Source organism: Segatella copri, assembly GCF_026015295.1.
In the GTDB taxonomy this organism is placed as follows: Bacteria; Bacteroidota; Bacteroidia; order Bacteroidales; family Bacteroidaceae; genus Prevotella; species Prevotella copri_C.
Window position 1 is genome coordinate 1,389,777 of sequence record NZ_JAPDUW010000001.1, and the last position, 15,361, is coordinate 1,405,137.

Consider the following 15,361-nt stretch of genomic DNA (forward strand, 5'->3'; position numbering starts at 1 on the left):
TTTTCAAGAATCCGACAGAAAAGAGAAGAATGATATTTCTTTTCCTCCATATTTCTTTCGCTTTTAAAGTTATATAAAATCACTTGTATTTTGAGACAGAGAACCTTTTTGGATTCTGTCTCATATCCCAAATATCAACAATATGCACCACATCCAAGGATTCATCATAATAATAAACCAACTTGAAATTACGCATAAAATTAGCACCCCGAAGCAAATAGCTAAACTTTGGAGCACCAAGAAAAGGGGGCTTACCTTCAGGATATTTTCTCAGGAAGTTCTGGATTTTCATCAGTTCCTCTTTCCATCTTCGAGCTGTTTTCTTACCAAAATTCTCATAAGCATCGATAATATACTGGCGTTCCTTTTCTTCATACAGTTTGTGAACAACTATTTCAGCCATGGGAATTCCTCATATAAACGTTCGTTAAAGGCATCAACAGATTCCCATTTAGAAGAATCATCCTTAATGGTTTCACAATAATCGATACTATCCAAAAGACCCTCATAACTAAAATGATTTTTAAGAACAGGTATTTCATCTTCCTGCTCTATCCCAGAATCAATCACATGATGAGACACAGACTCTGATGCAACAGATGCATAAGCAGGCGATGGCTCACAAACCTTATCCCCTGCTACCTTAGATTCATCGATATGATATTTCTTTTCCTCCATATTTCTTTCGCTATTAAAGTTCCACGATTCTTATGTAAAGATGGTGCAAAAATACGAAGAAAGATTGGAAACCGCAAGAAAATCTACAAGAAAATGGCAGAGAACACTGAAAATTAATAGATTATACGGATTAAGTTGGATAAAAAAAAGGCCCTGTATAAATTTTTCTTCTTAAAATCTTTGAAGTATTAGCAATTATCTGTATCTTTGCACATGAAATATTTAAAATTAACAATTATGGCAACACAAGTGAAGCGCATGAACGAGCGGATGCAGCAAGAATTAGATAAACTTTGGGAATCTGGCGAACTGAGTAATGAGAAGTTGCAGGAAATGCAGTCTGAACACTTGCGCACGGCTTATAAATAATGCTTAAGACTAGACTTTTTATTTATGCGGAATGCCCAACAAGTAGAGCATTCCGCAAAAAAAACTACTTGTTAAAATACTTCTTGCCACCCTGCAGGATAACAATTCCCTTAGCATTCTTGCCAACTGTCATACCAGCCATATTGAAAGTCTTAGCTGACTTTACTACATTTGTGCGAGCTAACTCAGTAATACCGGTGCCTGTATTGTCAAGCAAGTAGATGACATATTGAGCTTCTCCATTACCTAAATATTCACTATTTCCTATATAAATCTTTCCATTCATACGATAGATAGACAGATCCTTTCCATTATTACCATTCGGTATAGTGAACAATTCCTTTCCATCCTCATTCTTTACGGCTATATAAGACTCATAGTACTTGTCAGGCACATCCTGACATAAAACGAGCTTTCCATTTTCAATACCATTTATCATTAGACTATTAGCGCTAGCTTCTGGCTGTGATACTTGCCTATAACATTCTACAAGAAACTCATATTTATCATCATTGTTAAACACATTTTGAGTAAGGTATACATATGAATCCTCATTGTAGTTCGCATCAAAATCATACACCTCTGTCTGCATGATTCTTTCTTGCTGTGTTATCTCACTACCTTCACGGCTATCATCTACCTTCCAAGCTAATTTAGACATATCAACTTCAACTAACCTAGTAAGACCATCTACATTATATAATTTATTGTCGGAAGGATTATAATAAGAGTAACGCTCACTTACGTAAATACTATCATTACCACCAAAAGTTTCTGGCCGATCATATTTATTATAAAAAGCAAAATTGCCTTTATAATCAGTGAAGTAAACCTGTTCACCATCGCCTATCAATTTGGTAACAGCAGCCTTAAATTCATCCATCGTTGTAATTGGAGTTTCAAATCCATTATCACCATATACTCCATCAACTTTGTTCCAATAAGCTTCCTCTTTACCTTCCTTAACAACCTTCTTTGTTTTGAAATCAGCTAATGCTTTCATTGGTACCAAATTGCTTTTGAATACCCTAGGGTCATACTTAAAAGTTTTCTCCACGTTAAAAGAAGCATCATAAACAGTGAACTCTGATATTTGGTTACTACCACCATGATATTCAACTCCGATAGTTGAATAAGGGGTAATAACACCTGTAGTAGTAAGCCCTTTAGGGATGAAATCAAATCCATCACCTTTCACCTTAGTCACTTCAGAAACCTGTGCACTAGCAGCCAAAGCCATGACTGCAAATGCGGAAACAAGTAATGTTCTCTTCATAATTAATTACAACAACAAGTTTGGATGTCCTGCAAACTTAATTTAAAAAAGTTTATAAGTTCTTTTTCCTGCAATAACAAAGCGTAGACATCTTCACTTGACATTTGCCTAGCGACACATTTGCTATGCAGTTGCTACATATTATTCTACCCTTGTGAGCATCACCCTTCATAATGATTTTGCAAAAATAGTCTTTTTGATAGTATTCAGAAAATAAAAGCTACAACCAAACACCCTTATCCATAGCAACAAAGCCAACCCTGATGCACATCAAGACCAGCCTCATCCCCATTAGAACGCAGAAACGTGGACGATCCACTTATCCAACGTTCCAAGGTGTTTGGCCTAACCTATATGCAACAGATAAGTTTTACGTCCACGCTATAGCGGACGCTTACTTATTTATTCTGTTGCACATGTTCTTCCGCGGCCAAACTTCAGGAACATTATTATCGAATAAACAGCAAACGCTATTATTTTAACCCACAAAAAACAGACGTCATCACCCTAGGGCGAATCAATCCGAATGCAAAGTAAATGCAAACGAGCGCAATGAAAGCTTGCTTTCAAATTGCCGAGTGCAGCTTTGCTTCTGCAAAGATACTGCAAAAATCAGAGATAACAAAAAGATTCGCCATTTTTTTTATATTATCCCCAATTTTTTCTTGCGAAATCAAAATATTCTTCTCAAAAAACAAATAGCAAAGCGTTTTTATCTATCACTTCTCGAGAGATTGCTAACACTTTGAACATCAATAGAAGTGCCATCCTTAAGCATCTCAAGAAGATGCAGGAAGATCATATCATCCGCAGAGAAGGCTCGCAGAAATCAGGCAAATGGGTTGTCATATCATAATCCTGACCGATAAATATTATGTGGAAGCAAACACGGAAATACTCTTCACTCTTCACCTTACCCCTGGAAACACCGATAAACAGGGCGGTTGACGGGGGTGAAGAGTTCTCGGCAGCTCTTCACCCACTCTTCACCACTCTTCACCTGAATACCTTTTCACGAATCCGACTGAAAAAACATTGGGCTACCTCCATCATAAATAAAACGCCCCGCCATTTTACGAATTGACAAGAATACTGCAAAAATCAGAGATAACAAAAAGATTCGCCACCTTTTTTATATTATCCCCCATTTTTCTTGCAAAATCAAAATATTCATCGTATCTTTGCAAATAGAATTTATAGTAAGGCGAATAGCTCGCAAAAAGCTATCCTGAAAACATAGGAGATTAGATTATGACAGAAATGAACGATAGAAAATTGCCTGTAGGCATCCAGTCTTTTGCAGAAATAAGAAGAGAAGGATATCTGTATGTTGACAAGACTGATATAATCTGGAGACTTGCCAACAGGGGAAAAAAGTATAATTACCTGAGCCGCCCACGCCGCTTTGGCAAGTCGATTCTCGTGGATACACTCCAGGCTTACTTCGAGGGGAAAAAGGAACTCTTCGAAGGATTGAAGGTGATGAAGCTAGAGAAAGACTGGACCTGCTATCCCGTAATTCGACTCGACATGAGTTGCGGAGGAGCTACCCCCGAAGAACTCAACTCCTATCTCGACGATGCCTTCTATAAACTCGAACAGAAGTATGAAGTTGCGGTACGTCCGGAGGTTTCCCTTGCCGTACGTTTCCAGAACATCATCGAAACGATGTTTCAAAAGACCGGAAAACAGGCGGTTATTCTTATCGACGAGTATGATTCTCCATTGCAGCATTCTTGGAAGACTCCTCAGCATGATGCCTGCACAGCCATCTATAAATCCGTATTTGCCGTCTTGAAAAAAGAAGACGAGCACGAGCGTTTCGTCTTCATCACGGGCATCACCAAGTTTACACAAATCTCCCTCTTCTCCGTGCTCAACAACCTGAGCAACATCAGTTTTGATGCACCTTATGCCACTATCTGCGGCATTTCAAAACAGGAAGTTGCAGAAAACTTCATGCCTGAGATTGAGGCGATGGGAGAAGAAAACGGATGGACTCCTGAGGAGACACTGAAGCAGCTCACGGCTTTTTACGACGGATATCATTTCTGCCGCAAAAATATGGTGGATATTTTCAATCCGTTCAGCCTCATCAATGCCCTGGATGATAGGGAATTGAGAAATTACTGGACTTCATCAGGGGCCACTTCCCTATTGCCAAAGTTCGTGGATGACATGGAGATGAAGATGGAATATTTTGACCATTGCTTCATCGAGCGCGACACCCTGGAAACATCGGATGTGGTGAATGGCGGAGCCGAACTCTTCCTCTACCAGTCGGGGTATCTCACCATCAAGGGTTACGACGATGGCGTTTACATCCTGGGCTTCCCTAACTTTGAAGTTCGCAAGGCATTATACCGAGTAGTGGTTCCTGCCTTGACCATGAAGTCGAATTCGGAAGTGGTTTCTGCGCAGAGTTTCCTCAGAAAAATGATGCAGGACGGCAATACCGCTGAAGCCAAGAAGGCATTAAAGGCTCTTATCGCCGATGTTCCATACAGCAACAAGAAAATGGCGAGCATGAATATGGAGGAGCGTTACCGGCTGATAATGAGCACGATATTCAGAGCCTTGGGATTTAGGGTGGAAGTAGAAAGGATGCTAGCCACTGGCAGAATTGATATGATTGTAGAGGTTCCATCCATCATCTACGTCCTGGAACTGAAGCTATCTAACAATGGCGGCATTTCTGCAGCCGAGAGCCAGATAAAGGAAAAGAGCTACACAGAACCATTCAAGGCCGACAAGCGCAAGGTCATCGCCCTAGCAGTGGAACTTGATGAAACAGGCAAGGGATTGATAGATTGGAAAGAAGTGGATGAGTCTTTGTAATCAAGATAAAGCTCTTCACCCTACCCCAGATAAACAGGGAGGTTGACGGAGGTGAAGAGTGGTGAAGAGTGGGTGAAGAGTTGCTGATGACTCTTCACCTCCCGAAATGCCGATAAACACAGGGGATTTGGGAGGAAAGGTGAAGAGTGAAGAGATTTTTGCAGAATGCTAAACATAAATCATATTGATAGGATTGGGAAATCTGGTTTCCCCGTCTGAGATGACTGTCTTATAGGAACAGCCGACTGTTCCCTATTCCGCTAGTCTGCTGTTCGCCCCAAACAGCCTACTGGCCATACGCAAACAGCACACTTATCTTTCGGAGATAAATATCAGAACATCGGAGATTGATCTGACAAAAACAGCCATATCAAAACAAAAACGAAATGAAACTTCCCTGAAATTTGGAGGGTTAAAAAAAATATATTACCTTTGCACCCGCAAAAAAATAAGATTATGAACGGATTGTATACAATATTATTATTGGTGCTGAGCAACATCTTCATGACGCTGGCTTGGTACGGACACCTCAAGTTGCAACAAACGGGCGTGAGCAGCAACTGGCCTCTTATCGGTGTCATCGCCTTCAGTTGGGCCATCGCCTTCTTCGAATATTGCTGTCAGGTACCAGCCAACCGCATCGGTTTCGTGGATAATGGAGGACCATTTAATCTGGTCCAGCTCAAGGTGATTCAGGAATGCGTATCGCTTATCGTCTTCGCCATCATCGCCAATATCCTCTTTCAGGGACAGGGATTGCACTGGAATCATTTCGCAGCCTTCTGCTGCCTGATTGCAGCCGTTTATTTCGTATTCATGAAATAGCCGGATAAGGAGTTAACTCAATATAACTCCTTATCCGGCTACCTTTTTAGTTTTACACCTGCCCTACACCAGCTTATAGATTTCGCTCGGTGTCTTGCGCTTCAATACTTCCAGTTGGAAGTCCTTGCCGGCTATGATGCCTTTGCTGCGCAGGATCTGCTCCACGGTTTTGCGTGCCAGCTCAGGATGGTTGTTCTCCTCGCTGAGATGACAGAGCCAGACGTGATGAAGCTCCGGTGTAGCATAATTGGCAAGCGCCTCGCCACAATCGTCGTTGCTCAGATGACCGTTATCTCCCAGAATGCGATCCTTCAGATACTGGGGATAATGACCCTGCTGGAGCATCTCTACACTATGGTTCGCCTCGAGTACAAGATAGTTGGCACGGCCGATAAAGTCGTGCATCTCTTCGGTAATATGGCCCACATCGGTGATGAGACAGAAGTTCACACCTCCGCACTCCACGAAATAGCCAACATTGTCGGTACTGTCATGGGGTACGCCGAACGGAGTAATCTTAAACTCGCCCAGTGTGAAAGTTACGTTCTTCTCTATCACACGAGCATGGTTAGGCTCTATCTTCTTTCGAACACAATAGTTGCGCTCGATGCCTTGATGTACTTTACGGGTCGTATATACCGGTAGATGATAGTCAGTACTCAGACTCCCCACCGACTTTACATGGTCGGCGTGGTCATGGGTGATGAGGACGTGATGCACATCCTCGAAGCGAAGTCCATAGTTATGGAAATGCTTCTTTAATATTCTTATTCCTACTCCTACGTCTATCAGTATCGAATCCGTATCAGTGTAAAGATAATAGCAATTGCCACTACTTCCACTGCCAAAGGATATAAATTTCAGCATTTTAATTGTTATTTTCCATGCAAAGTTAGCAAAAAAGATTCTTATTACAAAGTTTTTTACTATCTTTGTACCGAAATATCGCAAAAAAATAGAATTTTTAAGATTTGAGAATCATGATGAAGAAGTCGATGATAGGTTTATGCATAGCTGTGGCATGCATGACCGCAAGTATATTCAGCCTTTCGGGATGTGAACCTCACGAAGGCAGCGAGGACCAGCTGAAGGCTGATGTTGATTCGTTTGCCAACTATTATTTCAACTGGCATTTCCCGAAAGCCGTGAAGTATTGCACCCAGGAATCGGAGCGCTGGCTGCGCTATGCTGCAAGTAATGTGAACGAGACCGACGTGGAACAGCTGCGCCAGAAACCGGAGGATGCCAGCATCGAGATTACGGATATTGATTTCGGTGATGATGAAAAAACTGCCACCATTACCCTTACGGTTCATAATTTTCTGCAGATGGACAGCATCGGGCAGGATCCGCAGCTCATAGAACAGGCCGATTTCCAACTGCCGATGTGTATGGAAAAGGGGCTCTGGAAGATTAAGTTGGATAAATTGCCTTGAAAAAAGTAAGGAGTTTCTGAGGGGCATCATAATCAAAAAAAAGATGCCCTACAGAAACTCCTGGCTATAAACTGTTAACTATTAACTATCAACTGTTAACTATTAACTATCAACTGCATTTAGAACGGCAAACCTACTGCGAAATGGAAGGCGAAATCGCGGTCTAGTTTCGGGTGGATAATCGCCCAATGCTCTTCCTTCGTTCCGTAGGCTGGATTGATTGCCTTCATACCCATATCCAGACGGAGGATGAAGTAATCGAAATTCAACCTGAGACCTAAGCCATAGGCTACAGCTATCTGTTTGTAGAATTCATCTATCTTAAACTGGCCGCCAGGCTGATCCTGATAATTGCGAAGTGTCCAGATATTACCGGCATCGATAAACGCTGCACCCTCAAACTTCCAGAAGAGCGAAGTGCGATATTCTGCATTCAAGTCGAGCTTCACATCACCCGTCTGGTTGATGAAATCTATTCTGCCGTCAGTTCCCTTAAACTTGCCCGGACCTAATTCTCTTACGCCCCAACCTCTTACCGAGTTGGCACCACCCGAGAAATAACGCTTTTCGAAAGGTAGCACCGTACTGTTGCCATAAGGATAAGCCACACCGATACCCGCATGCAGCGCCAGAGCATTGCGCTTATCAAACTGCATCAGATGGGTATAATCTACATCAAACTTGGCATACTGGGCATAAGCTATATTAAATAATGTACGCTGCCCCTGGCTGTTCACCTTGAAACCGAAAGCCTTGGAAACACCGCTCAGCAGATTGCCCGAACTCTCTACATTCACTCGCACAGCATCTACCCCATCGCTATAACTCAAACCGAAACCCATCTTCATGATAAACAGGTCTTCGTAATTGTAGCGGAGGATGGCATTTCTGTTTTCTGCATTATCGAGATAGTCTCTCTTGAATGTCTCGGATATCCATGGCATATACACATAGTTGAGATCGAGCAGGTCGAAACGCCAGACCAGGTGATGACGCGGTTCTGTCCAGCGATAACGCCAGGCAGTAGAGAATACGCGGCGATGAAACTCCGGACGGTTCTGAAGATTCCAACTTGCCGACAACTCGCTGTTTGCCGTCTGTCTTCTTCTGAAATTTCTTGAAAGGAAAGGCGCCAAGAAACGAGGGAAAACCAGTTTGCCTTCAACCGAATATTCAGTATAGTTCTGATCCTGATACCCCTCCAGACCGGTAATAGCCTCGTAGGCTCCACGAAGTTCGATGCTCAGCTGCTCACTACCTCTGAAGAGATTTCGGTTGGTATAAGTGAGCGAAGCAGCAGCTCCCAAGTCGCCCGCCGTATTGGTTCCCTCCGGCTGGAAGGCGATGGTAGAAGGCTTGTTGGTACTGATCTGGATATTGCAATCCATCTGCCGGCTGATGCTGTCCCTCCCCATTCCGTTCTCCGTAACCTGGTTGCTGTCAGGAACTTCTGAGAAACTGATGTTGGTATACTTCACCGCCTGCAGACGGGCGAAGTTGTTATAGGTGCGCTGCAAGGCTGCGGCGCTGTAGGGACGGCCTTCTCTGAGGGCAGTGGCATTGAGCAAAACCTGGTGGCGCAGATGGATTCGGTCGCTGTCATTACTCAGATAGTTGATGTTTCTGATTTCATATCGGGGATGATCAACCTCAGGAGCATTACTGTTTGCCTTATACTTCATCAGGTGGAGCGTCAGGGCGATATCCTTCTGTCCCGCAATCGTATCGGCAGAAAACTGGATAAAATCTTTATGAAAGCGAAAATAGCCATCATTGGTCAGAAGGCTGGAGATACGCCTGCGCTCATTATCCAACGTTTCTACCGTAAATCTCATACCCGGCTTAATCTGCTGATTATCGGGATTATCGAGATGCAGAAGTTGCTGGATATGTTCATCTTCCACCTCATATTTCACCTTACCTATCACAAAAGGTTCTCCGGGATGCAACAGATAGGTAGCATCCAGTTTCTTTCCTTTCTTGGTGGTATAGAGCGACACTCCGGCATGCATGAAGCCCTGGTTCTGCATGGCGGTAAGCAGATCCTGACAGGAGAGCCGCGCCTGCAAAGTATCGTAGATGACAGGCTTCTTGCTGAAAGGATTCTTGAAGAGCGAGAAGAGTTTCGGTTTCTCTTTCTGGCGCACATACTGCTTGAGCGCCCCGGCATTATACCCTGCCGAGTCGCTCTTCACTTCTACCTTATTTAATATATACTCCCCTTCCGGCACCATTTTGCTTGAAGAACAAGATGCTATGAGCAGCGGCAAGGCAAGTAATGAAATCGTTTCTTTTTTCAAAATATCTATCGTTTTTGATATGCAAAGATAATGCAAAACAAATTAAATACAAAATATTTAGCACTTTTTATTTTGAAATGTCTATATTTTATGTTACCTTTGCACACATATAGACAAAAAATAAATGATTAGCAAGAATAAAATAAAGTACATACGTTCGCTCGAACTGAAGAAGAACAGAAATAAAGAAGGAAAGTTCGTGGCAGAAGGTTTCAAGGTGGTAGACGATCTGCTCGCTCTGCAACCTGCCGACCTGATTGTGGCTACCGGCGAATGGCTCCGAGGCAAACACTTCGGGGCTGAAACCGAAGTGATAGAGGTTACTGATGAAGAACTGAAGAAGGTAAGTTTCCTGCAGCATCCGCAACAGGTGCTTGCCGTATTCAGACAGGCAACATCAGGAGATTACTCTATTAATACCAGCGAACTGAGTTTGGCGCTCGACGGCGTTCAGGACCCGGGCAATCTGGGCACCATCATCCGCATCGCCGACTGGTTTGGCATCACCCATATCTACTGCAGTCAGGATACTGCCGACGTATACAATCCGAAGGTGGTTCAGGCTACGATGGGCAGCATAGCAAGAGTGAAGGTAGAATATGGCGACCTGCTGGGACTGGTAGAATCACTTCCTGCCGATGTTCCCGTTTACGGAACCCTGCTCGATGGCGACAACATCTATCAGCAAAAGCTCGAAAACCGGGGACTCATCGTGATGGGAAACGAAGGAAAAGGCATCTCGCCAGACCTGGCAAAGAAGGTAAATCACAAGTTGCTCATCCCTAACTTTCCGGAAGGTAGAGCTACAGCCGACAGTCTGAATGTGGCTATCGCTACCGCCATTACCTGCTCAGAATTCAGAAGAAACTTTTAAAGGTAAAAAAGTAAAAGGGTAAAAAACTTTTAAAGGGTAAAAAAACAAAAGCGATAATTAGAAATTAAAACAAGATAGTTATGGAAGTAAATGAATTATTTAAGCACCGAAGTATAACTTCCTGCATGAGAGCATCATACGATACCATAACAAGTGACTTCAGATCACTCGTAAAACAGACATGGACTACCCATGTTCCATTTGCTGTATTGCTGGCTATCGTACTCTATTTCCTCCTCCCCAACAAACCACTTCACGATTGGGGAGCCGTAAATCCGATGGCTTCGTTCATCCTGCAAACCATCATTTACGGAGCCACTATCGTGATGGCTATCGTATCATTCTGGCATCTTCTGCCAAGAAAGCAACTGTGTCCTAAGGGCGAAAAGCGCAAGATAGGAAAATCCCTCCTCCGCGTTCTCCGCCACTTCGGAGGTTTCTTTCTGACCAGTTTTCTCGGCATGATTATCGTAGGCATCGCTACCTTTATCGCAGCCCTGCCTTCCATCATCCTCATCATCGCACAGTTCTATTCACAGCTCGGTGCACTTGATGGCGACCCGCTCGGTGTGCCGGGTTATTTCACCCTACTCCTCTTCCTGGTGTTCACCATCACCTTCCTGCTCATCATCTATGCCCTGAGCTGGCTTGGCATTTCACTTGCCTATCAATTCGGCTCTTACAAGGTACAAGACGAAGAGAAACAGAGAATGAAGGAAAGCCAGAAAATGGCAACTACAGAGATAGAAAAATATTAATCGTATTAACATAATATATAAGAGACATGAAACAGAAAAGATTACTCTTCATCGACCGCGATGGAACTCTGATTCAGGAACCAGAGGACGAACAGATTGACAGCTTCGAGAAGCTGGTATTCACCAAGGGCGTGTTCCGCAATCTCGCCTTCATTGCCCAGCACACCGACTACGAGCTGGTGATGGTGAGCAACCAGGACGGACTGGGCACCGACTCCTTTCCGGAAGATACCTTCTGGCCAGTCCACAACTTCATCATCCAGACCCTGGAGAGCGAAGGCATCCACTTCGCCAAGCAGCACATCGACCGCCACTTCCCTGAAGATAACTCGCCGATGCGCAAGCCAGGAACAGGCATGCTGACCGAATACATCGATAACCCTGCCTACGATATGGCAAACAGTTATGTAATCGGCGACCGTGAAACCGATGCCCAGCTTGCAGAAAACCTGGGTTGCAAGAGTCTGATTCTCGGAAAAGGCGGCATGGACTGGGATAAGATTGCCGAGATCCTCTTTGCCGGTGACCGTATCGCAGAGGTGAAGCGCACCACCAAGGAGACGGATATCTACATCAAGGTAAATCTCGATGGTTCAGGCAAATGCGACATTTCTACCGGTCTCGGTTTCTTCGACCACATGCTGGAACAGATAGGCAAGCACGGCATGATGGACCTCACCATCCATACCAAGGGCGACCTCTATGTGGATGAGCATCATACCATTGAGGATACGGGTATTGCACTGGGCGAATGCTTGCTGCAGGCTTTAGGTGATAAGCGCGGAATAGAAAGATACGGCTACTGTCTGCCGATGGATGATTGTCTCTGTCAGGTAGCATTGGATTTCGGTGGCCGTCCATGGCTGATTTGGGATGCCGAGTTCCACAGAGAGAAGGTGGGCGAAATGCCAACCGAGATGTTCAAGCATTTCTTCAAGAGTCTGAGTGATGCGGCAAAGATGAACCTCAACATCAAGGCTGAGGGCGAGAACGAGCATCATAAGATAGAAGGCATCTTCAAGGCGCTTGCCCGTTCGCTGAAAATGGCGGTAAAGAGAGACATCTACCACTTCGAGCTTCCTAGTTCTAAGGGAATGCTGTAAGAAGTTTATAGTTAAGAGTTTATAGTTTATAGATGACTGTTGCTATAAACTATAAACTCTTAACTATAAACTATTATTAGAACTTTGTCATGAACTCCACAACAATCTTATCTTTTTCTGAAACTTTAGCTATGCCACCTTTACGATAGAAATATTTCTCGTAGTTGATACGGATATCAGAGATGAATGGCTTGGCAAGGCTCAGGGTTACACCGCCCGTAACACGATGGCGCTTGTAATCGTTGATTTTCAAGGCACCGAGTTCGGTATCAGAACCGCCATATCGGGTACCATCACTATGGTCGCTCATGAAATCATATCTTGCCAAAGGAGAAACCTTCCTGATGATGCTCTTGGGATTAGCCACCGGAATATCATAGCAAACGAAACCATCGAATGCATGAACATCGTGGAAAGCATCCTTGCTGTAATGTTTGTAAAGATACTCTACCTCAGCTATGAAACCACTCTTGTGGAAGGTGATACCGCCATCATACATCGTTACCGTAACATCAGATGGCTTGATCTTCTGGGTACTCAACACCAGGTTCACATTCGGAAAGAGGAACTGAGCCTTGGCTGAATAGTTAACACCCTTGGTCCAGTAATCTTTCTGGTTGGTCAAGCCCGAACCGTTGAAGATACCGGCATTCACCACGATAGGAAAACCTACATTCCAGGTGTATCCGATTTCAGCACCCACGTCGCGCACGTTGCCCACCTGCTTGGCGATGAACGAGCGGTTGGCGAAGTACTGCTGATGAGGAGAACGGTGAGCATCAATAGTGAATGGCACACGCTCCTGACCGATGGTAAGCTGCAGTGTCTTCCAAGGCTTGATGCGGGTATAAGCATCAAGCATCTTGATCTTACCCTCATCACAGAGATCAATCTCAGCCTTATAGCTTACCTGAGGTGTTACATTGCCAGCCACGTTGATGCGGGCTGTACGCACCTCGAATCGTCCCTCCCCTTCTTCGGTCTGGTACTCATACTTGGAGCGGATGGTTCCACCAATGGTCATCGACTTGGTGAATTCCTCAATGCCCTTCTCAACAGAGCTTTTTTCTGTATTCTGAGCATTCATTCCCATCGACACCATCGTGAGTGCCATCAACAAATACGTTTTCTTCTTCATTTCTTACCTTAATTATATATACACGTAAATCTGATTTTCTTTATTCCGAATGAAATCTTTTCCGATGATGCGGAAAGACATCTTCTTCATTTCGACTGCAAAGGTAAGGAGAAGATATTTCTACCGTAAAACATAAGTGTTACAAAGCTGTTACATCACTGATTTTCTGCACCTGTAATATCATTGTAATGATGGCAAAAACAGAGGAATAAACCACTTCATCCGCAAATAAAATAAAAGATATGTCTATATCTCAAATTTTTATGCTATCTTTGCACGGAAATGTGCGAAGATGGCATTTTTTTGTTTACCTTTCGCCTCTTCTTGCGTCATACACATAAAAAGGAACAAATGGAAGAAACAGAATTTGAACATATCGCCCAGGAAATGCGCCCCAGGTTGACGGCACATTGTCAACGCTATCTCTCGGCAGGAACCCTTGCCGAAGAAGCCGATGACATCGTGCAGGAAACCCTGGTGAAGCTCTGGAAGATGCGCGAAAGGCTCTCTGAATACCAGAGCATCGAGTCCCTAGGTATGACGATAGCCAGGAATCTCTGCATCGACCATCTGAGACGCAACAAAGCACAGACGGCATCGCTGGAACAGATGAAGCATCCCGCAGAAATCTGTACGGCAGCAGAGCGTACCGACCAGACCATCATCGGCGAAGATACGCAAAGGCGACTCAACAGGGCGATGGACAGGCTTCCCAGTACGCAGAGAAGAATGCTGCTATTGAGAAGCGAGGGAAAGAGCCTCGATGAGATTGCCGAAATCTGTGGAGCCAACAAGACGAGCACCAAGACGATGATTTCTGCAGCAAGAAGATCATTGTTGAAAATGATGAAGTCATAAACTCTAAAAAGGAAAGAAATGAAGAAACTAGAAGATACAACCTATCGCCACGAGCTGATAGAACGCTACCTCGATGCTGATACCAGCGTGGAGGAAGAACAGGCATTGACTGATTTCTATCACCATTGCGAGGATAAGGATTTAACGGATGAGGATCTCGACATCAGAAACTTGATGCTGGGAATGGAGAACTATACTCCGAATATTCATCAGGTGGGAAAGGAAGATAAACAGTCAGATATGAAAGAGATGTCCCTTGCAACTTCTAAGAAGCACGAAACAAGATGGGTACGCCTCTCTGCGATACTTCTCGCTACGGCAATGCTGGCAGGACTCATCTTCCTGCTCTTCCCTATCAAGGATTATTTCTCATCCTCTTCCGAACAACCTGGTCTTGCCAATCTGGTTCCTACAGAGCAGATGGTTCGTTCGCAGCCATCTTCCGAGGATGAAGACGGGAACCTGAACGCATACGAAAAGATGGAGCGTGCCGACTCCCTTTTCCTGGCTGCAACCCAGAATATCGTGACTCCACAGGAAATGAAGTCAAGCAAGATATCCCTTACCAAAAGAAAGAATATCTCAGGAAGAAGTGAGAACCATACAGGGAAGACTGCAGGAAATACAGAAGAGACCTCTTCTGACAATAAGGAGAAAACTTCCGGCAATGCCGAAAAGACCTCTTCTGAAACAGAAAGAAGCATTCATGAAGATTTCAATCAGATTTATGAAGTAGCCTCTGCCGCCCTGCCTTCTGCCGAACAGCTTACCATCAACCGCCAAGGCGATAACATCGTTATCTCAACCCTGGACAACGACGGCAACATGCAGCATTACACCATCAATATCAAAGAAACACAAGATGGTAGTTATCAGCTACTTCCATTAGCACAGTTAAACGAATGATA

General features: G+C 44.1%; 16 protein-coding genes. 10 read left to right on the top strand and 6 right to left on the bottom strand.

Annotation, left to right across the window (positions count from 1 at the left end; translation table 11 throughout):
- Positions 1-79: 79 nt before the first annotated feature.
- The gene (locus ONT18_RS06030) at positions 80-403 is read right to left on the bottom strand and encodes a type II toxin-antitoxin system RelE/ParE family toxin (protein WP_022120705.1); all 324 of its coding nucleotides are present in this window, start codon (positions 401-403) and stop codon (positions 80-82) included.
- Positions 391-678 carry a hypothetical protein gene (locus tag ONT18_RS06035; RefSeq protein ID WP_264904513.1) on the bottom strand — a complete coding sequence of 96 codons (288 nt, stop codon included), beginning with the start codon at positions 676-678 and terminating at the stop codon, positions 391-393. The genes ONT18_RS06030 and ONT18_RS06035 overlap by 13 nt, the downstream gene beginning before the upstream one ends.
- Before the next feature lie 237 nt (positions 679-915).
- On the opposite strand from ONT18_RS06035, the gene ONT18_RS06040 reads away from it, so the two are divergent.
- Entirely contained in the window at positions 916-1,047 is a 132-nt protein-coding gene (locus ONT18_RS06040; protein ID WP_262884429.1) for a hypothetical protein, read from the top strand.
- A gap of 64 nt (positions 1,048-1,111) precedes the next feature.
- Here ONT18_RS06040 and ONT18_RS06045 read toward each other — a convergent pair whose 3' ends face one another.
- Positions 1,112-2,323: a hypothetical protein gene (locus ONT18_RS06045; protein ID WP_264904514.1), complete on the bottom strand. Its 1,212-nt coding sequence runs from the start codon at positions 2,321-2,323 to the stop codon at positions 1,112-1,114.
- Positions 2,324-3,041: 718 nt separating this feature from the next.
- Between ONT18_RS06045 and ONT18_RS06050 the strand changes: the two genes are divergently transcribed.
- From ONT18_RS06050 to ONT18_RS06060, 3 genes are all read left to right on the top strand, one after another.
- Positions 3,042-3,179: a winged helix-turn-helix transcriptional regulator gene (locus ONT18_RS06050; RefSeq protein ID WP_264906810.1), complete on the top strand. Its 138-nt coding sequence runs from the start codon at positions 3,042-3,044 to the stop codon at positions 3,177-3,179.
- 395 nt (positions 3,180-3,574) lie between these two features.
- Positions 3,575-5,161, top strand: a complete 1,587-nt coding sequence (locus ONT18_RS06055) for an ATP-binding protein (protein ID WP_264904515.1) — start codon at positions 3,575-3,577, stop codon at positions 5,159-5,161.
- A gap of 456 nt (positions 5,162-5,617) precedes the next feature.
- Positions 5,618-5,986 carry a DMT family protein gene (locus ONT18_RS06060; protein WP_040553814.1) on the top strand — a complete coding sequence of 123 codons (369 nt, stop codon included), beginning with the start codon at positions 5,618-5,620 and terminating at the stop codon, positions 5,984-5,986.
- Between the two features lie 63 nt (positions 5,987-6,049).
- On the opposite strand, the gene ONT18_RS06065 is transcribed toward ONT18_RS06060, so the two are convergent.
- Positions 6,050-6,853, bottom strand: a complete 804-nt coding sequence (locus ONT18_RS06065; RefSeq protein ID WP_117692458.1) for an MBL fold metallo-hydrolase — start codon at positions 6,851-6,853, stop codon at positions 6,050-6,052.
- A 113-nt stretch (positions 6,854-6,966) separates the two neighbouring features.
- On the opposite strand from ONT18_RS06065, the gene ONT18_RS06070 reads away from it, so the two are divergent.
- Positions 6,967-7,422, top strand: coding sequence for a hypothetical protein (locus ONT18_RS06070; RefSeq protein WP_264904516.1), 456 nt, complete (start codon positions 6,967-6,969; stop codon positions 7,420-7,422).
- Between the two features lie 119 nt (positions 7,423-7,541).
- Here the strand turns inward: ONT18_RS06070 and ONT18_RS06075 are convergent, their stop codons facing one another.
- The gene (locus ONT18_RS06075; RefSeq protein ID WP_264906812.1) at positions 7,542-9,656 is read right to left on the bottom strand and encodes a BamA/TamA family outer membrane protein; all 2,115 of its coding nucleotides are present in this window, start codon (positions 9,654-9,656) and stop codon (positions 7,542-7,544) included.
- 190 nt (positions 9,657-9,846) lie between these two features.
- Here ONT18_RS06075 and ONT18_RS06080 point away from each other — a divergent pair, with 190 nt between their 5' ends.
- The 3 genes from ONT18_RS06080 (at position 9,847) to hisB (ending at position 12,457) form a co-directional block, all read left to right on the top strand.
- On the top strand, positions 9,847-10,596 hold the full coding sequence (locus ONT18_RS06080; protein WP_117692463.1) for an RNA methyltransferase: 750 nt from the start codon (positions 9,847-9,849) through the stop codon (positions 10,594-10,596).
- Between the two features lie 80 nt (positions 10,597-10,676).
- Entirely contained in the window at positions 10,677-11,354 is a 678-nt protein-coding gene (locus ONT18_RS06085) for a hypothetical protein (RefSeq protein ID WP_264904517.1), read from the top strand.
- Between the two features lie 26 nt (positions 11,355-11,380).
- Entirely contained in the window at positions 11,381-12,457 is a 1,077-nt protein-coding gene (hisB, locus tag ONT18_RS06090) for a bifunctional histidinol-phosphatase/imidazoleglycerol-phosphate dehydratase HisB (RefSeq protein ID WP_264904518.1), read from the top strand.
- Positions 12,458-12,533: 76 nt separating this feature from the next.
- On the opposite strand, the gene ONT18_RS06095 is transcribed toward hisB, so the two are convergent.
- Positions 12,534-13,595 carry an OprO/OprP family phosphate-selective porin gene (locus ONT18_RS06095; RefSeq protein ID WP_264904519.1) on the bottom strand — a complete coding sequence of 354 codons (1,062 nt, stop codon included), beginning with the start codon at positions 13,593-13,595 and terminating at the stop codon, positions 12,534-12,536.
- Between the two features lie 351 nt (positions 13,596-13,946).
- Here ONT18_RS06095 and ONT18_RS06100 point away from each other — a divergent pair, with 351 nt between their 5' ends.
- On the top strand, positions 13,947-14,453 hold the full coding sequence (locus ONT18_RS06100) for an RNA polymerase sigma factor (protein WP_264904520.1): 507 nt from the start codon (positions 13,947-13,949) through the stop codon (positions 14,451-14,453).
- A gap of 18 nt (positions 14,454-14,471) precedes the next feature.
- A complete protein-coding gene (locus ONT18_RS06105) occupies positions 14,472-15,359 on the top strand; it encodes a hypothetical protein (protein ID WP_264904521.1) in 888 nt (295 codons plus the stop codon).
- Positions 15,360-15,361: the final 2 nt, after the last annotated feature.